Below are 21,810 nucleotides of genomic sequence, written 5' to 3'. Positions count from 1 at the left end.
TAGAGGTTACTAAAGCTTGATGATTGACAAATCATATTCACTTGCGAGCGGGACGCTTGCCACACAACAGATGGGCAACCCAGAAACGACCGTCACGACGGTCGTTTTTATTCATGGGTGGTTAGATAACTCTGCGAGTTTTTCTTCTGTTATTGCCAGCCTAAAAACCAGATTACCCGATTGTCATCTGATTGCGATTGACCTCTTTGGTCATGGTCTTTCGTCGCATAAGTCGGGAAGTTACTACCCATTTCATGACTATATCGATGATTTACATCAGCTTGTGACTAAATTATCGTCAAACAGACTGGTCCTAGTAGGACATTCACTTGGTGCATTGATAGCAAGTTGCTATAGTGCCGCCTTTCCTGAAAAGGTGTCAGGATTAATTCAAATTGAAGGTCACGGACCTCTTTCTGAAGCTCCCCAAGAAACGGTCTCTCGTCTAAGAGATGGGGTACTCAGTCGCCTTCGACAGCGGAGAAAACCTTCACGTCCTTTAGCAAGCCTAGAGGATGCTATTAAGCTGAGAGCACACGCCAATCAAATCAATGCAGAACTCATTGCCCCTATTGTAGAGCGTGGGATTGCCGAGTTAGACGACTCCTGGCAATGGCGATGCGACCCTAATCTAAAATGTGACTCGTTATACCGAATGTCACTGGCGCACGCTGAAGCGATTATGGCGGCTATTGAATGCCCTCAACTCATAATATTAGGTAATGATGGATTTAGACATTTGCAGCGTAATCGCTACAAATCAGCCCATAGTCCTTTACAAATTGAGACTGTTCCCGGCGGACATCATTGTCATTTAGAGAGCCCAGAGCTAGTTTCACAGCTAATTCTTGGTTTAGTTAACAAAATTTAAACAAGTGTTTGAGCCTTTTAGTGCTCATGCACTAAAGCTGTGCTGTAATACCGTAATGATAAAAGCGGCGAAGCAGTCGTCAGCTGATAAACGAGGAGTAACATAGTGGATAAACCTTGGCTTTCACGTTATCCAAGTGACGTACCAGAAACGATCAACCCAGATCAATACCCATCTCTTATCGAAATGTTCGAGCAGTCTGTACAGAAATACGCAGACCAACCTGCTTTTGAGAACATGGGCTCAGTAATGACATTCCGTAAGCTTGAAGAGCGTAGTCGTGCTTTTGCTGCTTACCTGCAGAATGATTTGAAGCTCAAGAAGGGCGATCGCGTTGCACTGATGATGCCAAACTTGCTGCAATACCCAATTGCACTCTTTGGTGTATTGCGCGCTGGTATGATAGCAGTGAACGTCAATCCACTGTACACACCTCGTGAGTTAGAGCATCAACTGAACGATTCTGGTGCAAAGGCAATCGTTATTGTTTCAAATTTTGCGAGCACGCTAGAGAAAGTCGTTGATAACACGCCAGTTAAACACGTTGTACTCACCAGCCTAGGGCAAATGTTGCCACGCGCAAAAGGTACCATTGTCGATTTCGTCGTGAAATACGTGAAGGGTATGGTTCCTAAGTATGACCTACCGGGTGCTATCTCGTTCAGAAAAGCGCTGCATAAAGGTCGTCGCCTTCAGTATGTAAAACCATTTATGACTGGGGATGATATTGCATTCCTTCAGTACACTGGTGGTACTACGGGTGTTGCGAAGGGTGCAATCCTAACGCATCGCAATATGATCGCGAACGTACTTCAAGCGAAAGGGGCGTATGGTCCGGTTCTGCATGAAGGCCGAGAGTTAGTGGTAACAGCATTGCCGCTGTATCACGTATTTGCACTGACAGTAAACTGCTTGCTATTCGTAGAAATGGGTGGTCGTAATCTTCTTATTACTAACCCTCGTGATATTCCTGGTTTTATCAAAGAGCTGCAAAAGGTTCCGTTTACCGCAATTACCGGTGTAAATACACTGTTTAATGCGCTAGTAAACAACGAAGATTTCCATGAATTAGACTTCAGTAACCTACGCCTATCTGTTGGTGGTGGTATGGCGGTTCAACGCGCTGTTGCTGAACAATGGAAGAAAGTAACGGGTATCCATCTGTTAGAAGGTTATGGTTTAACCGAGTGTTCACCGCTGGTAACGGGTAACCCATATGACCTAAAAGATTACACGGGTGCTATTGGTTTACCCGTACCGTCAACCGATGTTCGCATCATTGATGATGAAGGTAACGTGGTTGATAATGACCAAGTGGGTGAGCTGCAAGTTCGTGGTCCTCAAGTGATGCAGGGTTACTGGCAACGTCCAGAAGCGACCAAAGAAGTGATTGACCAAGACGGTTGGTTGTCGACAGGTGACATCGTTAAGTTTGATGACGAAGGCTTGCTGCACATTGTTGACCGTAAAAAAGATATGATTCTTGTGTCTGGCTTTAACGTTTACCCGAATGAGATTGAAGATGTCGTTGCACTGCATGGCCAAGTGCTAGAAGTAGCGGCGATTGGTCAACCTCATGAAGTGTCTGGTGAACTGGTGAAAATCTACGTGGTTAAGCGTGATCCTAGCCTAACTAAAGAAGACATCATCGCGCACTGTCGTGAACACCTAACGGGTTACAAAGTGCCTAAACTGGTAGAGTTTAGAGAAGATCTTCCAAAGACCAACGTAGGTAAGATCTTACGTCGCGTACTACGTGAAGAGAACGATGCTGAGCTTGCTAAACGCGAAAGTGAATGACAAGCGGTTCCACTTGAAACCATTGAAACGCTTAATTTAAGCGGGCGTGGTAAAATGGTGTTAGAATGCCGACAGTTAATGTCGGCATTTTTGTATCCGGCGATCAAATAGAAACCAGTGAGAGTTTTTGTGGACTATCAAATCATTACCCAATTGAAAGACCTTGAGCGAGTTTGCCAACAAGCACGTGAAGCCGATGTCGTTATGCTTGATACGGAGTTTGTTCGTACAAGAACCTATTACCCTCAATTAGGCTTGATTCAGTTATTTGACGGTGAAACGCTGTCTCTGATTGACCCTATTGCTCTTGATGAAATGACACCGTTCGTTGGGCTATTGAAAGACGCTTCAGTACTGAAAGTGCTACACGCATGCGGTGAAGATTTAGAAGTATTCCAGAATGCGTTTGATTGTACACCTACCCCAATGGTCGATACTCAAATCATGGCGGCGTTCTTAGGGCATGGCTTATCAACGGGCTTTGCTGCTTTGGTTTCAGAGTTTGTTGGTGTGGATCTAGATAAGAGTGAATCTCGCACCGATTGGCTGGCGCGTCCGCTTTCTCAAAAGCAACTCGACTACGCGGCAGCAGATGTTCACTACTTAATGCCAATGTACAACAAGCTTCTTGAGAAAGTGATGGCAGCAGGCTGGTGGGAAGCGGCGCAACAAGAGTCTGATCTACAGGTGGCGAAGCGTATCCGTAAAGTAAACCCAGATACGGCTTACCTTGATATCAAAGGCGCATGGCAACTTAAGCCACAGCAACTTGCTATCTTGAGACCACTTGCGACATGGCGTTTGAAAGAAGCGATTAAGCGCGATCTCGCATTGAACTTTATCTTTAAAGAACAAGATCTTTGGGCTGTCGCGCGTTTTGCAATTAAGAATCCAAAACGTATGGAAGAGGAAGGTTTTGATTTTCGCTCTGTACGTCGTCATGGCGCGAAGATCAGCTCAATCGTTAAGTTAGCGGAACACACGCCAGAAGAAGAGTACCCAGCACCAGTTGAACGTCTAATGGACTACCCGGGCTATAAGCAAGTATTTAAAGTATTGAAAGATGAAGTGAAAACCGCTTCGCAATACAGTGGCCTAGCGACTGAATTTTTGGCATCGAAGAAACAGCTAAACCAAATGTTGAGCTGGGTTTGGAAACACGATCGTAATCCAGAAAAACTTCCGGATGTGATGCAAGGTTGGCGTTTAGATCTGGTTGGCGAGAGGCTAAATAAAGCAATCAAATAGCCAGATTGTTTAAGAACAAAACGCAAACAAAAAAGAGAGCCTAGGCTCTCTTTTTATTTAATCTGCTGACGAGATAGTAATGATTACTTATCGTCTTCAGGCAGCTTAACGTTCAGCTCTAATACTGAGATATCGTCATCTTTGTGTTCGAACGTAAGGTCAACCATTGATGGGTCTACTTCTACGTATTTAGCAATACACTTCAAGATGTCTTCTTTTAGTTGCGGCAGGTAAGACGGCGCTGGGTCGTCATGGCTGCGTCGTTCTGCAACAATGATTTGCAAACGCTCTTTGGCTAGGTTTGCAGTGGTCTTCTTCTGTGGTTTGAAAAACTCTAGTAATGACATTGTGTATTAGCCCCCGAACAGTCGTTTGAAGATGCCTTTCTTCTGTTCCGTTAAGAAGCGGAAGTCAACTTGGCTGCCTAGTAGTCGCTCTACAGTATCATTGTAAGCCATACCCGCATCGGTTGCTTCGTCAAAGATCACTGGAACACCTTTGTTCGATGCGTTAAGTACTGCTTGGCTCTCAGGAATGACACCCAGCAGCGAAATGTGAAGAATTTCTTCTACATCTTGTACGCTTAGCATCTCGCCTTGATTTACACGAGCAGGGTTGTAGCGAGTCAGTAGAAGGTGAGTTTTCACTGGCTCTAAGCCCTCTTCTGAACGACGAGATTTAGAGTCAAGAATACCTAGAATACGGTCTGAGTCGCGTACAGAAGATACTTCTGGGTTAGTTGTTACAATCGCTTCATCAGCAAAGTACAACGCCATTAGCGCGCCTTGCTCGATACCTGCAGGTGAATCACAGATGATGAAGTCAAAGCCCATCTCATCCAGTTCATCAAATACGCGACGAACACCATCTTTAGTCAGTGCGTCTTTATCACGAGTTTGAGAAGCTGGAAGAATGAATAGGTTGTCTGTGCGCTTGTCTTTGATCATCGCTTGGTTAAGCGTTGCTTCACCATTGATAACATTAACGAAATCGTAAACAACACGACGCTCACAACCCATAATTAAATCAAGGTTGCGCAGACCGATATCAAAGTCGATAACTGCGGTTTTCTTCCCTTTTAAAGCTAGGCCAGAGGCAATAGCTGCACTAGAGGTCGTTTTGCCTACCCCGCCTTTACCTGACGTTATAACGATAATGCGTGCCATTATTTTTTCCTTTTATTTCTCTTATATTGCGAGGACGTCAACGTGTAATACATCGTTTGCCATACTGAACATGGTTTTCTTCTGCCAGTACTCGCTTTCAATTTGATCGCTGAGCCAGTAATTTCCTGCAATAGAAACCAGCTCGGCTTGTAAATCATTACAAATTATTTTTGCTTCAGTTTGACCACTTGCACCGGCAATCGCACGGCCGCGTAATGTGCCATGAATATGGATGCTGCCATCGGCAATTACTTCTGCACCAGCACTTACGTGGCTTAGGATTAATAGGTCGCCATCTTTTGCGTATACCTGCTGCCCAGAACGAATCGGGGTTCTAATCACTTTAATCGGTGCCATTTTTGCAGGCGCTTGCGATGGGGATTTACTTGCCGTCATGACCGCAAAGCCAGCTTCTCTAGCAAGATTTTGCATGCGTTTGTCAGAACAGCCAGCGACGCCAACCGGAATCATACCTGCTTGAGAGATACCATCTTTTAGCTTTACGAAGTCGATATCGCCAGCCACTTTGCTGATGTTTATAACCACAGGTGCGGCAGCAAAAAAAGTGGGCGCTTGGTCTACCTTCTCTTGAAGAAAAGAGACTGCATTTTCGACTTGATCATCGGATAAGTGCAAAACAGATAGCGTAAAGCTGCTACCTTTTAGATCTGGATTACTAGACATCGAAAAACTACAGGACCTCAATAGCGAATTGGTACAATTTCTTTATTAATAAAATAAAGGGCATTGCCTGAAACTAGGTTTATCATGTTATATTCCCAGACCAAGCACAGCAAGTAATCTTGTTGTCAAATGAACGTTTTGTTCCCAATATTTCCCTAACATAAACTCTTGATCTCGCAAGTGAGAGTTTTGTAGTCATAATCAATTAAAAAGGTTTGTCATGCTGTGTTCTATATATAAAAGCTCAAAGAAAGAAGGAACATACCTTTATATCCCTAAGAAGGATGATTTCTCACAAGTTCCTGACGCACTGATGCAAATGTTTGGTAAACCTAGTTTTGTAATGGTAATTAAAATGGACGGTCGCAAACTGGCTCAAGTGAACATCGATAAAGTGAGAGAATCACTGAACACCGATGGTTTCTTTTTACAGGTTCCGCCTCCACCAGTAAACGAACTTGAGCTGTATAAAGAGCGCAAAGCTCAGCAAAACAATCAAGACGAAGAGTGATAACTATCTCAATTCAGGGAGGAGTGATCGTTGAGTAAATTTTCGAAAAGCATATTGGCGGTGTCGGCATTACTTTTAGGTAATAGCCTGACCATTGGCTCAGTACAGGCTCAAGAACTGAGTTTCGAGCAATATGTAGAAAAGCTAAAGCAACAAGGTCGTGAAGAAGGCATTTCTGAAGCGATCATTGATGAAGCCTTTGATGGTGTGACGTTTAAGCCAAGAGCGGTCAAAGCGGATAAAAACCAACCTGAAAAGAAACTGACTCTGGATGAGTACATTCCACGAGCAGTGCCAGATTGGAAAGTGAAGCAAGCAAGATCACTGTATAAGAAGCATTACAAAGCCTTAAAGCGCATTGGTGATGAGTATGGCGTTCAGCCTCGATTCATTGTCGCTTTATGGGGCGTTGAGAGTAACTTCGGTAAATTCACCGGTAATTACAGCGTTATCGATGCTTTAACGACGATGGCTTACGAAGGGCGCAGAGAAGCGTTTTTCCGCAGTGAAGCGATGGCGGCGTTGGCTATTCTTGACCAAGGACATATCACCCCGAAAGAGATGAAAGGCTCTTGGGCTGGCGCTATGGGCCAACCTCAGTTTATGCCTAGTTCATTTTTAGCGTATGCCGCTGATGGTAATGGCGATGGTAAGAAAGATATCTGGGGTACTGAAGAAGATGTATTTGCCTCGGCGGCGAATTATCTGAGCCAATCCGGTTGGGATGACAAGTACACTTGGGGCCGTCAGGTTCACGTACCATCAACGGTGTCTATTGATTTACAAGGTCGATCTGAAGACAAAGCGAAATACCTAAAAGAGTGGTCTGAACTTGGTATTAAGCGTTATGACGACCGCCCACTGCCAAACCTTGATGAAGACATTAAAGCTTGGTTAATCATGCCAGATGACGAAGCGGGCCGTTCTTACCTCGTGTACAACAACTACAATGTGTTAATGAAGTGGAATCGTTCTTACTACTTTGCTTTGGCTGTTAGCCATCTAGCAGACAGAATCAAGTTTGATTAGTAGACCTAATGGTATTAATCGGTAGAGCTTGCTTTGATAGCTTTGGCCTACCATAGGCAGAACGAACTAAAGGACTCTTCGGAGTCCTTTTTGATTTTATATTTTTGAGTTTTAAGAAGGTGGTCTTGTGCTAACAGATAGAGCTGCACAGATGGTGATATTCCATGCATTAATTAAGCACGATGGCTTTACCAGTGCTGCGAAAAGCTTGAACGTCTCGGTGTCTCATATCAGTAAACAAGTTGCTTTGCTTGAAGACTCTATTGGTATCAAGTTGGTACAACGCACCACACGTAGCCTCACGCTAACGGAAGCAGGGGAAGTCTTCTATCAGCACTGTGAGCAACTGTTTAACACGGTAAAAGCGGCTCAAATGGATATGGACAGCCAGCGTGACGATATCTCTGGAATACTGCGTGTTGGGCTGTCGCAGTCATTTGGCACCTTACATATCATTCCTGCGATTGATGAGCTTAGACAGTTGTATCCTCAGTTGAGAATCGAAGTCCACCTGTTCGATTACAAAGTGGACATGATTGAAGAGCGTCTGGATCTTTGGATCACCAATAACGAAGACCTGCCTGAGGGGTACATTGCGCAGCGATTAGCAGATAGTCAGTTTGTGGTAGCCGCATCGCCTGATTACCTGATTAAAGCCGGGACACCGCACGTACCGTCGGATCTGATTGACCACAACTGCCTTATCTATCGTAGCCGAGAGCGAGACTACACATCGTGGGCGTTTGATAATGGGCAAGAGAACCTCAGTGTAAAAGTAGCTGGAGATTACTCGGTGGATTTAGCTGAGGCAGTTCGAGACGCAGCGGTATCAGGGTGGGGCGTAGCTTACTTAGCCACTTACTTAGTGAAGGAAGAGTTCAGAACGGGTAAATTAATCCAAGTTTTGCCGGAATGGAGAGCGAGTCAGCTGATGCCGTTCTATGCTGTATATCCGAGTCGAAAGAACATGCCGAAGAAGCTTTCTGCGGTGATTGAGTTCATCAAAGATCATATTGGATCGCCGACGTACTGGGATGAAAACCTAAAAACGTGCGTCGAACTGCATCGTTAACTGTTTCCAAATCTATAAATATAATTTCCATATGGAAAAAGTATGCTTTTTAATCAAAGTTAATTACTAAAATTCAATGACTTAATTAAAACCATTACTCAAAAGTGATTACCCCAACATCACATTAACAACCGCCGCTTGCCGCAAACGATTTCCTCTATAGAATGCGTCGCCTTTCCTAACTACAACTTTTAGGTTGACGCACATGGCTTCGCTACTTGGAATTATTACTATTTTAGTTGCCGCTTGGTTACTATCTACGGACAGAAAAAATATTCCACTAAGAACAGTCTCTTTGGCTTTCTTACTACAAATCTCATTCGCGCTATTGGTTCTGTATGTACCAATGGGTAAAGAAGCGTTGAATGCAGCCACAGGTGCGGTATCTAGCTTGATCAACTACGGTCAAGAAGGGATTAACTTCCTATTTGGTGGCCTTACGAACAACGGTTTCGTTTTCGCGATTAATGTTCTGGGCATCATTATCTTTTTCTCTGCGCTTATCTCTGGTTTGTACCACATCGGCTTTATGCCAAAAGTGATCAACCTTATCGGTGGTGCGCTGCAGAAGTTCTTGGGCACAGGTCGTGCTGAATCACTGTCTGCGACAGCAAATATCTTCGTTGGCATGATTGAAGCACCATTAGTGGTTAAGCCTTACCTGAAACATATGACGGACTCGCAACTGTTCGCAGTGATGGTGTGTGGCTTGGCGTCTGTAGCGGGTGGCACGCTTGTTGGTTATGCATCGCTAGGTGTAGACCTAAACTACCTGATTGCAGCGGCATTTATGTCTGCACCGGCAGGTCTGTTAATGGCTAAAATCCTAGTGCCTGGCAGTGCTGACGATGTTCAAGAAAACATTGAGTCTGATGTTGAAATTCCACGAGCAACAAACGTAGTTGAGGCAATGGCAGATGGGGCTATGTCTGGACTTCGTATTGCCGTTGCGGTGGGTGCGACACTTCTTGCCTTTATCAGTGTGATTGCAATGCTGAATGGCTTGCTAGGTATTGTTGGTGGTTGGTTTGGCGTAAACCTAAGCTTCGAACTTCTCCTAGGTTATGTGTTCGCACCCGTTGCATGGCTGATCGGTGTGCCGTGGTCTGAAGCTGTTGTGGCAGGTTCACTGATCGGTAACAAGATTGTTGTGAACGAATTTGTCGCTTTCATTCAGTTAATGGATGCGAAAGAGGTTCTTAGCGAGCATTCACAAGCGATTGTAACCTTTGCACTGTGTGGCTTTGCTAACATCTCAACAATGGCGATTTTGATTGGTGGCCTAGGTAGCTTGGTACCAGAGCGTCGCTCTTTCATCTCACAATACGGCTTTAAAGCGATTTGTGCTGGTGTGTTTGCTAACTTAATGAGTGCTGCGATTGCTGGCGTGGTACTTTCACTCTAGCTAGATGATAAGTACCGAGTGAACGGGTCAGTCACTTTATTTCCCCTATAGTAAAGTGACTGATTAATCACAATAATATTCGGTTAGCATGAAAAAGACAGCCTATAGTTTAATGACGTAGGCTTTCTTGTTTCAGTAAATAGATTTGGGCCACAGGGTGTGGCACCCATTATTTAGGGGCACAAATGGATTTGTCGATTACTTCTTCTTTAGCGCTAATTGGGCTCTTGTCTCTAGCTTGTCAGCTACTCGGCTGGCGATTGCGTCTTCCCGCGATTCTCCCTCTTCTTATTGTCGGCTTGCTATTGGGCCCCGGCTTAAATGTCCTTAATCCCGACGCCATTTTTGGTGAAGTTTTATTCCCAATGATTTCATTAGGTGTTGCCATCATTCTGTTCGAAGGCGCATTGACGCTTAACTTCAAGGAGATCAGAGGTCATGGTCGCATGGTGACTCATCTAGTGAGTGTAGGCATGCTGATTACATGGGCGTGCATTGTGGTCGGTGCTTACTACTTTGTTAACTTTAGTTGGCCATTAGCGGCGTTATTCGGTGCTTTGGTGGTGACAGGCCCGACAGTAATTGTGCCTATGCTGCGTAGTATTCAGCCTAAAGCCTCTCTTGGTAGCATTTTGCGATGGGAAGGAATTGTGATTGACCCAATAGGCGCTCTGTTTGCCGTTCTGGTTTATGAATACATTGTCTCTTCAGCAGATCCTACTGGACATGTCCTTTCAGCTCTGGGATTAACCTTAGCTATTGGTTTAGGCTTAGGGATTATCGGTGGCCATTTGATTGCCAAGATGCTGCAAGGGCATTGGGTGCCTCATTATTTACGAAATATAGCGGTACTGACGCTTATGTTAGCGGCGTTCTCCTTCTCTAATGACTTGAGCGAAGAATCGGGCTTGTTAACCGTGACCATCATGGGGATCTGGCTTGCCAATGTGAAAGGCTTGGATATCGAAGACATCATCGAATTCAAAGAAACTCTGACTGTATTACTCATTTCTGCGTTGTTTATTTTGTTAGCCAGTCGGCTCGATTCAGGCGCGTTTTTGTCGATAGGTTGGGGCGGTATCGGGTTATTAGCGATGGTTATGCTGGTGGCTCGCCCGTTAAGTGTGTGGATCAGCGGGATCGGCACGGATCTTAGTTCTTCAGATAAATGGTTTTTAAGTTGGATGGCACCACGCGGGATCGTGGCGGCAGCGGTTTCTTCTCTGTTTGCGATCAAACTTCAAGAGAAGCAATTGATCGAGGGCGCAGACCTGTTGGTGCCTATGGTGTTCTTGGTCATCATAGGTACGGTTGTTATTCAGAGCTTAACTGCAAGCTGGTGGGCGAGAAGGCTAGGTGTCACTCAAGAGAAAGCGCAAGGGGTTATCTTCTTTGGTGCCACCCACTTCGCAAGACAGTTTGCCAAGGTGCTCGCGACTCACAATATCAATAGTGTGCTTGCGGATACCAACTGGGAAAGCATTCGCTTGGCGCGCATGGATAGCTTGAATGTCTACTTTGGTAACCCAGCTTCTAGTCATGCGGAAAACAATTTGGAGCTCGATGGGATAGGGCGAGCGATGATTGTCTCGCCTTATCGTCAAACTAACCCGTTAGTCAGCATGCACTATCAAGACGAGTTTGGCGCCAATAAGGTTTTTGAGCTCGAGTCACCAGAGAGCAAGCACGAGAGACATCAAGTGAGTCGAGATGGCAATCGAAGTATATTTGAGGAAGGTGTGACCTATTCCAAGCTCAACTCATTAATGGCGCAAGGCAGCCAAATTAAGAGTACAGGCTTGACTGAGGCATTTGATCTGAATGAGTTTAACGCGCTGTATCCTAAAGCGATTTTGCTTGGAGTCATCAATGACGGGGATTTCCGTTTAATTACTCAAGGGGCTGACTTAGAAAAGCTGATATCGACAGAATGTGAGATCATTAGTTTGTTGCCACCTTCAGAACAGGTCGAGAAAGTGGAGACTCCAGACAAGTAGTAAGTGTTCTCTATAAAAAAGCCGCAGCGTATATAACGCTGCGGCTTTCTAATTCTATTTATACGGCGCTGATAGATTACTTCGAGTGAAATTGCTCACAAGCGATCATTGTGTTCTCAATCAGGCTAGCGACTGTCATTGGACCTACACCACCCGGTACAGGTGTGATGAAGCTTGCGCTCTCTTTCGCGACATCGTATTCAACGTCACCGACGAGCTTGCCAGAGTCCAAGCGGTTGATACCAACATCGACCACAACTGCACCTTTCTTAATCCATGCACCAGGAATGAAGTTAGGCTTACCTACAGCAACCACTACAACGTCTGCTTGGCGTACGTGGCCTTCAAGGTCTTTAGTGAAACGGTGACATGTCGTCGTTGTACAACCCGCTAGAAGCAGTTCTAGGGTCATTGGGCGACCTACGATGTTTGAAGCGCCAACAACAACTGCATGTTTGCCACGTAAATCGATGTTGTAACGGTCAAGTAGGGTGATGATACCTTTTGGCGTACAAGAGCGAAGCTTTGGCATACGCTGAGCCAAACGGCCGACATTGTATGGGTGGAAGCCATCAACGTCTTTCTCTGGTGTGATGCGCTCAAGAACGTGAGTGCTATCGATGCCAGCAGGTAGAGGCAGTTGAACCAGAATACCGTCGATCTCTGGATCTTGGTTCAATTGGTCTACTAGGTTTAACAGTTCATCTTCTGTTGCAGTGGCTGGCAAATCGTAAGATTTAGATACGAAGCCAACTTCTTCACACGCTTTACGCTTACTACCAACGTAAACCTGAGAAGCAGGGTCTTCACCCACTAAAACAACCGCTAGGCCCGGAGCGCGTAATCCAGCTTCAGTACGAGCTTTTACACGTGCAGCAACTTCGGAGCGAACCGTTTGAGAAATTAGCTTTCCATCAATATTTTGAGCAGTCATGAATTTCCTTAGTATTGATATTCAAGTTAGTGGCTGATGTTTTTGGCGCATTATTCCAGAAAATCTTTTTGATTACCATCAAGCAAACGATTGCTTTGCTCTATTTTCCAACACTTATATGTTTGTTGACCTTTTTTTACTCACTTAGAACAGAATGTTACATAAAGCCGTTGCTTTCATGATTCGAATTCGTATAATTCCCTCCTGTAGCGCGCCCTTAGCTCAGCTGGATAGAGCACGTCCCTTCTAAGGATGTGGTCGTAGGTTCTTATATTAGGTTAATTCTGGTGTAGAGAACTAAGCAGACTGAAAAAGATTATTATAGTCTTCAATGGTGCAATAAAGCGTTACTTAAAATTTGAATTTAGTTTTTTAGCTAGATATAGTTAGAGAACAAAATAAAGCGCCCTTAGCTCAGCTGGATAGAGCACGTCCCTTCTAATTGGCTAGATTTTCTAGCATTCAAGTTGGGCCTCTTTTTGGAAACAATAAGAGTGTAAGACGTCAAATTCGGGGAAACCTTACTTTAACGAGTTGGCAATCCCGAGCCAAGCCCAGTTTATACTGGGAAGGTGTAGAGACTAGACGGCGTCTACCTAAGGCTTTTAAAGCTATGGTAAAGGGATAGTCCAGCGCACAAAGCCTTTTATAGGTGGTAGCGAAAGCTATAGTGTGATGAAGGATGTGGTCGTAGGTTCGAATCCTACAGGGCGTGCCACTTTCAAAAAGCCAGTATCTATTAGTTTAGATGCTGGCTTTTTTTCGTATATCAGTTGGGATCTACCTACATTTCTTCATTGAAACATAAGCCTTTAGTTTCGTTTATCCATTGCACCAGTTTGTGACTGCTACTTCTTTATATATGAATGCTGAGGTTAATTTTGTGGTGCAATGGAGCCATACCTACACAAACTAAAAATGATATAAAGTGAGAACAAAAGGCTCTCGCTAAATTGCCGTTATGTGCTTTTTTCGAATATCTATTCGGTAAGACTGTCTGTATTGATGAGCATATAAGATTGATTATTGAGAATGGCGCTTTCACCACAAACTGTAGATACTCTACCAGTCTTCAAAAAGACGCACTGTCCTTTAGTCCTTGCTTCATAATCTTTATATTAAAACAATGATGCTTATGTTTCCGATAAAATCTATGTGTAACAACATCAATCGGCTCAGTATGAAGTTAGAGTGTCAAGAACGGTGGTTCTTTTGTATAGATATATGTAAGGCTTCTATGTTCAAGGAGCGCTAAGTAAGTGGGTGACACTTTATAAAGCAATAAAAGCTAATCCAGAACAATGTAAAGCATTAGCTGAATATGACCCTTATAGTTTGTTGCAGGGCGATTTAGTCGCTCAGATTGATATATCAGATGACCTTATCAGCGAACAACCTAAGCCTGAGCTAGACAAAGCAGAACTAGTCACATCGCTTGATGATATCTTCGATGATGACGACGACTTATTAGAGTTTGATGCGCCTGAAATTTTCCCAATGCGCCATGTAACAGTGGAAAGAAAAGAGCAACCAGACGAGATTGCAAAACGTCAGCCTTGTGCAGACTTCCATCGCTACTCTCCAATATTTGACCTTGTACAACAAGAGTTGAAGTCTGGTTCTGCATCGCTAGAACGATTCCGCTATGAGCTAAAAATCAATGTTGGGGACACATTCATCCTCAATGGTGTGATGGGTTACGTACATTCAGCAGGAAAACGTTTAGAGGGCTATAACTCTTACAATGCTCGACTGCACCTGATATTTGCCATCGGAACTGAAATGAACATGTTATTTCAGTCACTGACACATGGCATAGTTCGTGATGAGCAAGGCTCTAAGGTTATAAGAGAAGGTACCCCTCTTATTCCTGATAATACCCCTGTTCCAACCGGACTCGTCTATGTGTTAGCAACAAATAGCACAGATGCAGCTTTAGCGAAATACAAATCAAACCTATACAAGGTTGGATTTACTGATGGTAAAGTCGAAGATCGTATTAATTACGCAGAAAATGGCAGGACGTTCTTAGAAGCACCCGTCCGAGTAGTTATGACTACGGAGTGCTACAACATTGATGCGCATAAGCTAGAAACGCTAATTCATGGCTTCTTAGGGCATAGAAGATTTAACATCACTCTCAAAGGTCACTCAGGACAGACATACAACCCAAAAGAGTGGCTTCATGTTCCACTGAATACTGTGTTAGAGGTGATCAAATTCATTCTCGATGGGACTATTTCGCTTTATCGTATGGATAATACGACTGGAAATATCGTTAAAAAATGAGTTTAAGCCAAAAGTAGTGATAGGCCGTTTATTCTTGGTGATGCTTTTGGTTGAAAAAGGACTGTCTAGTGGGAAAGCCTCTCCTTTCTTTCCCACGAATAATAGGTGTTTTGACTACTGACTTTGCAATGTTATTTCTATCTCGAGAGTCATTATTGCAAGCACAAATTATCAATTTTGTTACTTTACACTCTTCCTCTAAATTGCTCATAGTTAGAATCTAACCCAATGCCTACAGTTACCCCGTAATTCCCGGAAATAATATCTTCCAAGTTATACGGGGTAAGCTCTTGTCGAACTGTAGACGTCGTTCTAGGACCCACCGTTGGAGTAAAAGTTGATGGTTGTGAGTTCAATAGTTGTCAGAAGATGTACTAAAACTGTAGTACATATTTTTGGGATATAGGATGCTTTGGTGTAATGGTGAACCTGATTTAATATCTAATTGAATCAGTAAGATATGGTTGTCATAATATTCTTCTCAATTGCACCAAAAATTCATTGTTGGTAGAGTATATGTCAGTTTTAAGGCTGATGTGTGGTGAAATAGAGTTTTGTCTAGAAAAACGAAAAATGTCCTCAAGAGAGAACTAAGGGACTCCGATGGAGTTATCTTTTATTCGTATACGTCTAATGTTACAGGCAGAATTATTGAGGCAGAAGAGTACATAAATTCAATGATTCTAAATAGCGTTCCATATAACAACGTCAAGTCTAAAGCTTCAGATCTAGTCAGATTTTATGATTATTATATAGAGGCTTCGAATGTTATACACTCCAAGGAATATGCACTAGCAATCAATCAAAACCGGGTTATCGCGGCAAGTCATGAGCTCCGTAGTGCTCTAACACTCATCTTCAGTGCATATGCTTCTTTTTTGCTTGATGGGAAAAGATCTAAAAACCCCTTGGCCAGAATTTGTGCCGAGAATCTAAACTCACGTGCATTAGCGAGGAGCTCTGTTAGTCGAATGATATCTAGTTTATGTAGCTTTGTGTCTGCATCAAACGCTCTTGAGCATAGCTTGCAACGTCAGCGTACGAGAGATGGATTCATAGACGTTGAGCAAAGTTTAACAGCTGTTGGTAACGATCTTGGTAATGTAAGAAACCTAACACAGAGGGAAAGAGCAGCTTTAATCGAAAACTCATATATGGCCTCTTGTATTTCAGGTGGGGCAAAGGTCACATCAATTAAGAACTTTTTCAAGCTTCCTTGCTCTCCGAAACCTGATCGTGATAAGCATTTTCCATTTGAAAAAGTTGGGCAATTTCTACTCAGTGTCAAATCTCATCGCGATAAGGCTATGTATGCACTCTGCTTTGGTGGTGGCTTGCGAATATCTGAGGCGTCATCCATTAGATTTCGAGACATTGATATAGTCCATGAGCAAGTTAGGTTACATGACAAAGGTACTATTAGTTATTTAGAGTCTGTTGACTACATTAATCGGACAGGTAAGTCTATTGATCACTACTCAGTCCATCTAGTCGAGCCATTTAAGACATTCTTTTTTGATGAGTTAACAAGGTACTTAGAAAATGAGAGAGCGGAATCAGGTTCTGAATATGTCTTTCTGCAGAAGCGTGGGAGGAAAAGTAAGCTCACTAAAGAAATGGTCTATCACCCTTGTTATCACTCAAAAGGGAGCACGATCAGTGGCGTGTGGAAGAAAAACCTTATAAGAGCAGGATTGACTGACCAAATATATGATGAACTAGGGACACATTCGATGCGTCATTTCTATGCTGTCTACTTGCGAAATTTTGCTCCTAGGTATGATGGCAGTCAGGGGTATTCAGATTATGATGTTCAATACTTTATGCGGCATTCCTCATTAAAAAGTACAAAGATTTATGCCAAAGAAACTTTTGAAAAGATGGCTAAACGTATTGAAGAGACCAATAAAGCACTGCTCGAACAAGAAGCCATCTTTTACGAAGGCAACCTTATTAGCAAGTCCAATATGATTGAAATCTAGAGTAAATAGTTATGATCTTCCTTGACGCCTTCACAAAAGATAGTTTTAGAACGCTTGTTGTTTCTTTCAATGTCACATTAAAAGAATGCTGCGATAGTGCATTCCCTGCCTCATACAGACGAAAAATTAGAGGAGCTGACGATGGCAGTGATAGCTGTATTGCCATATTGAAAAAAGTTTCAGGAATGCAGCTAGATGAAATAAAGTCTTTTTTAGCCGAGGTGGAAGCTTTGCTTAAGATGGAGGCTAGAGGCGACACTAAGGATAAGTATCTTCCCGTCTTAGAAGACCTTATTCCGTCATCAGGAAAAGTACGACAAAACGACATATTTAACCGCATGCACAACATGCGTTGTTTTGTTTCCTATTTAGCCTTAAACAAGCTTGTAATACTGAATTCAATGGTTGGATCCCATCCCAAATCTACAAACGCTGCTGAACGCCTAAGCACTACTGCTATGAATAAGTTTATCCCCCCTTTAGCTAGTGATTTTTGGCTTGGGGCGACTTTAAAGCGATTTGGTAAATTTATTGAGTCTATTCAGGTGCCAGTATTCAAAGAGTGGTACCGAAAGCATGTTCAGATGGAAAAGTTATCAACTGATAAGCTCAATCAGTCTTTCAAAAGACTAGCGGACATCATTGTGGCTAATGGAATTACTGATCCAAATGACATTACCGTAGATATTTTGCTTAGTTATCACAATGACCTCATGGAACATTATGGTAACAGCCCTGCGGCATACAATATTAAGCCAGCGATGGATTTACTTGTTCGTGCTGGGCTTATGAATGATAACAATATCTATGCAGAGTTCACTATCTTAAGGGCAAAGATACAATATGGCGCAAAAACAGTACCTAATTGCGTAGTGTACACTGAAGGCTCCAGAAAACTAGAGAGCTTAGTAGGTAAAAGTGTTCAGGGTATCAAGGAAGTAACAGTTCCAGTAAGAGATCGAAACACCAACTTAGATTACGGATACTGGTCAGGCAAAGCTGGCTCTGATTCAGCATTTTTTCCTGATGAACTCGACCAGAACAACATTTGGATAGCTGCGCAACTTGACTATATACGAGGAACCTCAAATGAATCTGGTACGGTCAAACAGAAGAAAATGCGTCTCAGTTTTCTCAACAAGTATCTATTCTCATATTTACCTGCTTACTTCAAGGCAGGATTATCAGGTAGGTTTGTTTATCCCGATCAACCAGAAGACTTAATTCACAGCCTGTACATCCAAAGAAGTAATGTGTTTGAAATGGAGAATCGAGACAAGTTCAGTGAAGGTTTTCAGTATCCTGTGACACTTCAGCAGTTTGTTTACGACATGACTTCCGCTGTACATAGAGAGGATACAAAAGGCAACAACAGTGGAAGAGATGCCTTACTTATCATCAGTAACTTCTTCGATTACTTGGTTGGCTTAGATTCTGGGTTAGTACAGAACTTCAAAAACCCTCTTACTGGTAAGGCTAAGGAGAGAAAAGGCAAAAGGTATGTAAAAAATACCAAGTATGTATTTGGTTTAGAATATTGGCTAGGCTTGCGCAGCTTTTGTAATGAAGTAACTAGTCAGATGCTCGATGAATCAATGAGATCTATAGAAAGTGGTCGGGACTGCAATAGTTACATCATAGTGAATCGAGACGTTAATATCGATGGAAGCTTTCCTATGAAAATCGGTCGAGTGTCTCTAGAGCATATCCCACAAATAAAGCTGATAAAACATGATGATGTCCGATTTAAAAAAGGCACTAAAGACGAGAATGTTTATATTCATAACCACATAGCATGGTCTTTAATGAACTTGGGTCTTCACTCTGGATTGAGAAGGGCAAACGCGATTTGGCTGGATGATAAAGAGTGTTTTAATTTATTCTCTAGTGCTGATAGTGGTTTCCAAAGACTTATTGTTACAACAGATAAAGCTAAAGATCATTCATACACAGTTGTAGTATCTACGGATACGATGAAAATGCTGAAAAAGGTTCATGAAATAAAAAAAATGGCAATGGAATCCAACCCAGCTATTGGTGGGGAAATACCATATTATGGGCATGAGGACTCAAAGTGGGGGAACATATCGCCTCTATTTAGGCTGAAAAACAAGCACAATGATAATGCGTGTCCACATTTATTTAGTGAAATTATCAATGAATATGAAGCCTTTCTTATCCGAAATGGTGTTGACTTCGAGCCTACGACACTTTTTACTCCTATATTTCACTATTCACTGAATGAGTTTATTCACCTTAACTCTATTGGTGAATTTGATACAAAACTATGCGATGTCTCAATTTCTTATCACGATCGTCATAAAGAGGTTCCATTTACTCCAGTAACCAGAAAAACTCGCGTAACACCACATTCATTACGGACAATGACGGCCAGTGTATTTGCTCCTATCTTAGGGTCTGATGTTGTAGGTAAGTATTTGACAGGTCAGTCGGAATCAACGGTAGACTTTTATACAAAAGCACTTCCAAATAGCGCATCAAAGGAATTAATCAATCAGATTGTTACAATCATGGGTACGGATGAAAAGGGCGATAAAACTTTAATTTCAGTGCGTGATTCAGAAATTAACCAGAAAATGTTTGAAAACGAACTGCACGATAAACCACGCCAAACACTTGATAAATATAACGCTCAGTCAATAAATTTTGATCTGGGAGACAGTAATATTCAAATCAATGGACTTCATGAGCTAGGAAAAGGCAGCTCTGGCAATATCTCCTATTTCCGTACTCACATGTGTCCAGTGGGCGGAGAATGCCCAAAAGAAATAGTTGATACGTTTGGCGAGAAAAAATGTTTTGCGTGCCCGCTAACCGTAACGACAAACAACCATCTTCCATCATTGACCGCAACAATTCGCTCTTTGTGTGATGAAATAAAAACGATTAATACGAAGTTAGAAAATTTTGAGATGCTAGAGGAAGAGGTGAAAGCACTCAAGGCAAGTAAGATGGACTATATTGTTGAAGCATCATATTGGGAAGTGCGAAAGCAAGTTATCGAAGACTCTAATCACAACGGTATTTACTATGTTTCAGATGACGGGATGCAGCTAATGGAGACAATTAAAGCCAAAGGTGCAACTGAACAAGAAATGCTAATGTTAAGATTGAAAGAAACGGAAGGTATTCCACTTTTGCACAGCGAGAAACTAAAGATGCAAGCTTCAAGGCTTAGGAGAAGGATTGAAATTAAAGCTAAAGAGCGAGCAAACCAGCTTAATAATGAACTGTCTGATCTAGAGTTCTTAGCGATGGTAGTAAGAACAAAAGCAGATCTCAATGGGTTAACGAATGAGCAAACAGTGGCTCTAGTAAGCACTGAATACTAATAGGGGCGGTATAATGGTAACTTTAATCGAAAAGAAAAAAGCACTATTGAATGAAAGGACAGTGTTTATTCAGAAAACCCTTGATGAGTTGAAAGAATCTAATTCGACTTTTCCTTCATCGCGTAAGCTGTCTGAATATTTAGCTCAAAAAATGGGAGAAAGTGGTCAGCCTGTAGATAGCTCAACATTTAGAAGAAAAAAGTCTCCCTATTGGGAACTCATTGATACCTATATAGGAAACCAAAATGAACGAGCCGATATTAAAACAAGATGTGATTTGAAAATCAGAGCGAAAGATACAGAAACTCAGGATATAAGATCGCGTTTGGAAACCATGGAGAATGAGCTTAAGAATAAAGAGCAAGAAATTTGCCTTTTATTAGTAGAAGCACAAGATCAACGGAAAAAGGCAACCGCTTCTATTGCTCCTCCCCAAGCCTCAACATATACACAAACGGAATTTACATCGCTAAAAGATTCGCTTCAGCGGGACAGGGCTCAGCTTAACAAAGCGCTTGAAGTGATAGATACACTATTACGATTTGAGCTGAAGACTAATGAAAACAGTGAAGGGTCTTACGAAATTAAGAATGGTAAAGTAATTGATTTACTAAATGAGAGTGATCTTTTTAATGAAGATAATTTGCCAGATTTCTTCAAAGAGAGATGAGATTGCTTGTCATCATAAGTAATATGTTGCTACGTGTATTCGTAAGCTATGAACACCTTTTAGGATGGTGGGTATCTGACCGAAGAATGCTTTGTAGGTGCCTGAAGAATGGAGTATTTTCTTGTTAGTCGCCTAAGTTAGCACTGTTTGGGCAGACTCGATTTTTACTATTTATGGGATGGCGCTTAAGTCGTTCGGATAACTCCCATAAAGTTATTCGATTAGAATCATATTTGAGGAGCTCGTTCAACTCAGATGCGTTACACCAACGAAACTCAGTGTGTTCCGAAGATAACAGTGGCTCATTCGAAACCTGCACTGAGAATGAGGGTTCTGGTATCTCATAAGGGTGAAGGCTCCATTCTTCAGAACCAGAATAAAACACTCACGGTAACATACACATAGAATCTAGTTGAACTCACTCAATACCTGTTAACGAGGTTTCTTCATATAATTCTCTTTTTCAGTCTCAAGCAAAGACTCATTATCTTCACCACCACCAGAAATTGCCTGCCATTCACCAATGTCTGTTCGGCAAGCAATTATAAATATGGGAGTTTGTCATTTCAAATTTGTATGGGAATATAAGTACCCGGAATGGTGCTCTCATCGAATTAGTTCCACTACTGTTACTGCTGCGTCCATAGATACTACAAGTATTAGGAAAAGGTATGGCAAATTTACTTGTGAAGTGCTAATGCGATGAGTAGCATCGCACTAGCAAAGGTATTTGTTTAGGTGCGCACTAAGTAGAGTTACGTTAAATCACAAACTAAAAAATGTATAAAAGTCTTTATAA

The 21,810-nt window shown here is 42.5% G+C and carries 16 protein-coding genes; 12 read left to right on the top strand and 4 right to left on the bottom strand.

The window, feature by feature from the left end:
• The first annotated feature begins 19 nt into the window (after positions 1–19).
• From ACTRWI_RS06355 to rnd, 3 genes are all read left to right on the top strand, one after another.
• Positions 20–871, top strand: coding sequence for an alpha/beta fold hydrolase (locus tag ACTRWI_RS06355; RefSeq protein ID WP_499129937.1), 852 nt, complete (start codon positions 20–22; stop codon positions 869–871).
• 105 nt (positions 872–976) lie between these two features.
• Positions 977–2,671: a long-chain-fatty-acid--CoA ligase FadD gene (gene fadD, locus ACTRWI_RS06350; RefSeq protein WP_499129936.1), complete on the top strand. Its 1,695-nt coding sequence runs from the start codon at positions 977–979 to the stop codon at positions 2,669–2,671.
• A 129-nt stretch (positions 2,672–2,800) separates the two neighbouring features.
• Positions 2,801–3,919 (top strand): ribonuclease D, encoded by a 1,119-nt coding sequence (gene rnd, locus ACTRWI_RS06345; RefSeq protein ID WP_499129935.1) that lies wholly within the window; start codon positions 2,801–2,803, stop codon positions 3,917–3,919.
• An 83-nt stretch (positions 3,920–4,002) separates the two neighbouring features.
• Here the strand turns inward: rnd and minE are convergent, their stop codons facing one another.
• The 3 genes from minE to minC are packed head-to-tail and all read right to left on the bottom strand — an operon-like array spanning position 4,003 to position 5,769.
• Positions 4,003–4,266, bottom strand: a complete 264-nt coding sequence (gene minE / locus ACTRWI_RS06340) for a cell division topological specificity factor MinE (protein WP_499129934.1) — start codon at positions 4,264–4,266, stop codon at positions 4,003–4,005.
• Between the two features lie 6 nt (positions 4,267–4,272).
• Positions 4,273–5,085 carry a septum site-determining protein MinD gene (gene minD, locus ACTRWI_RS06335; protein WP_499129933.1) on the bottom strand — a complete coding sequence of 271 codons (813 nt, stop codon included), beginning with the start codon at positions 5,083–5,085 and terminating at the stop codon, positions 4,273–4,275.
• A gap of 21 nt (positions 5,086–5,106) precedes the next feature.
• Complete coding sequence (gene minC / locus ACTRWI_RS06330; RefSeq protein ID WP_063523955.1) at positions 5,107–5,769, bottom strand: septum site-determining protein MinC; 663 nt, start codon at positions 5,767–5,769, stop codon at positions 5,107–5,109.
• Positions 5,770–5,989: 220 nt separating this feature from the next.
• On the opposite strand from minC, the gene ACTRWI_RS06325 reads away from it, so the two are divergent.
• The 5 genes from ACTRWI_RS06325 (at position 5,990) to ACTRWI_RS06305 (ending at position 11,783) form a co-directional block, all read left to right on the top strand.
• Positions 5,990–6,280: a YcgL domain-containing protein gene (locus ACTRWI_RS06325; RefSeq protein ID WP_004737952.1), complete on the top strand. Its 291-nt coding sequence runs from the start codon at positions 5,990–5,992 to the stop codon at positions 6,278–6,280.
• Between the two features lie 30 nt (positions 6,281–6,310).
• Complete coding sequence (locus ACTRWI_RS06320) at positions 6,311–7,309, top strand: lytic murein transglycosylase (RefSeq protein ID WP_105025370.1); 999 nt, start codon at positions 6,311–6,313, stop codon at positions 7,307–7,309.
• Positions 7,310–7,436: 127 nt separating this feature from the next.
• Positions 7,437–8,381 (top strand): LysR family transcriptional regulator, encoded by a 945-nt coding sequence (locus ACTRWI_RS06315; protein ID WP_004737955.1) that lies wholly within the window; start codon positions 7,437–7,439, stop codon positions 8,379–8,381.
• 205 nt (positions 8,382–8,586) lie between these two features.
• Complete coding sequence (locus tag ACTRWI_RS06310) at positions 8,587–9,786, top strand: NupC/NupG family nucleoside CNT transporter (RefSeq protein ID WP_102423742.1); 1,200 nt, start codon at positions 8,587–8,589, stop codon at positions 9,784–9,786.
• Between the two features lie 185 nt (positions 9,787–9,971).
• The gene (locus ACTRWI_RS06305) at positions 9,972–11,783 is read left to right on the top strand and encodes a cation:proton antiporter (protein ID WP_499129932.1); all 1,812 of its coding nucleotides are present in this window, start codon (positions 9,972–9,974) and stop codon (positions 11,781–11,783) included.
• Positions 11,784–11,859: 76 nt separating this feature from the next.
• Here ACTRWI_RS06305 and folD read toward each other — a convergent pair whose 3' ends face one another.
• Positions 11,860–12,717: a bifunctional methylenetetrahydrofolate dehydrogenase/methenyltetrahydrofolate cyclohydrolase FolD gene (gene folD / locus ACTRWI_RS06300; protein WP_004737959.1), complete on the bottom strand. Its 858-nt coding sequence runs from the start codon at positions 12,715–12,717 to the stop codon at positions 11,860–11,862.
• Between the two features lie 1,263 nt (positions 12,718–13,980).
• On the opposite strand from folD, the gene ACTRWI_RS06295 reads away from it, so the two are divergent.
• From ACTRWI_RS06295 to ACTRWI_RS06280, 4 genes are all read left to right on the top strand, one after another.
• On the top strand, positions 13,981–15,006 hold the full coding sequence (locus tag ACTRWI_RS06295; RefSeq protein ID WP_499129931.1) for a GIY-YIG nuclease family protein: 1,026 nt from the start codon (positions 13,981–13,983) through the stop codon (positions 15,004–15,006).
• A gap of 995 nt (positions 15,007–16,001) precedes the next feature.
• Positions 16,002–16,988: a tyrosine-type recombinase/integrase gene (locus tag ACTRWI_RS06290; protein WP_499129930.1), complete on the top strand. Its 987-nt coding sequence runs from the start codon at positions 16,002–16,004 to the stop codon at positions 16,986–16,988.
• A gap of 11 nt (positions 16,989–16,999) precedes the next feature.
• Positions 17,000–20,341, top strand: a complete 3,342-nt coding sequence (locus ACTRWI_RS06285) for a hypothetical protein (RefSeq protein WP_499129929.1) — start codon at positions 17,000–17,002, stop codon at positions 20,339–20,341.
• 13 nt (positions 20,342–20,354) lie between these two features.
• The gene (locus ACTRWI_RS06280; RefSeq protein WP_499129928.1) at positions 20,355–21,011 is read left to right on the top strand and encodes a hypothetical protein; all 657 of its coding nucleotides are present in this window, start codon (positions 20,355–20,357) and stop codon (positions 21,009–21,011) included.
• Positions 21,012–21,810 lie beyond the last annotated feature (799 nt).

This window comes from Pseudoalteromonas sp. G5_S1_14_S5, assembly GCF_054968605.1.
This window is presented reverse-complemented; position numbering and strand designations above follow the sequence as displayed.

Coding starts and splice junctions, on each gene's coding strand:
- ACTRWI_RS06355 (WP_499129937.1), top strand. CDS start 20: ATGATTGACAAATCATATTCACTTGCGAGCGGGACGCTTGCCACACAA.
- minE (WP_499129934.1), bottom strand. CDS start 4,266: ATGTCATTACTAGAGTTTTTCAAACCACAGAAGAAGACCACTGCAAAC.
- minD (WP_499129933.1), bottom strand. CDS start 5,085: ATGGCACGCATTATCGTTATAACGTCAGGTAAAGGCGGGGTAGGCAAA.
- minC (WP_063523955.1), bottom strand. CDS start 5,769: ATGTCTAGTAATCCAGATCTAAAAGGTAGCAGCTTTACGCTATCTGTT.
- ACTRWI_RS06325 (WP_004737952.1), top strand. CDS start 5,990: ATGCTGTGTTCTATATATAAAAGCTCAAAGAAAGAAGGAACATACCTT.
- ACTRWI_RS06310 (WP_102423742.1), top strand. CDS start 8,587: ATGGCTTCGCTACTTGGAATTATTACTATTTTAGTTGCCGCTTGGTTA.
- ACTRWI_RS06305 (WP_499129932.1), top strand. CDS start 9,972: ATGGATTTGTCGATTACTTCTTCTTTAGCGCTAATTGGGCTCTTGTCT.
- folD (WP_004737959.1), bottom strand. CDS start 12,717: ATGACTGCTCAAAATATTGATGGAAAGCTAATTTCTCAAACGGTTCGC.
- ACTRWI_RS06285 (WP_499129929.1), top strand. CDS start 17,000: ATGATCTTCCTTGACGCCTTCACAAAAGATAGTTTTAGAACGCTTGTT.
- ACTRWI_RS06280 (WP_499129928.1), top strand. CDS start 20,355: ATGGTAACTTTAATCGAAAAGAAAAAAGCACTATTGAATGAAAGGACA.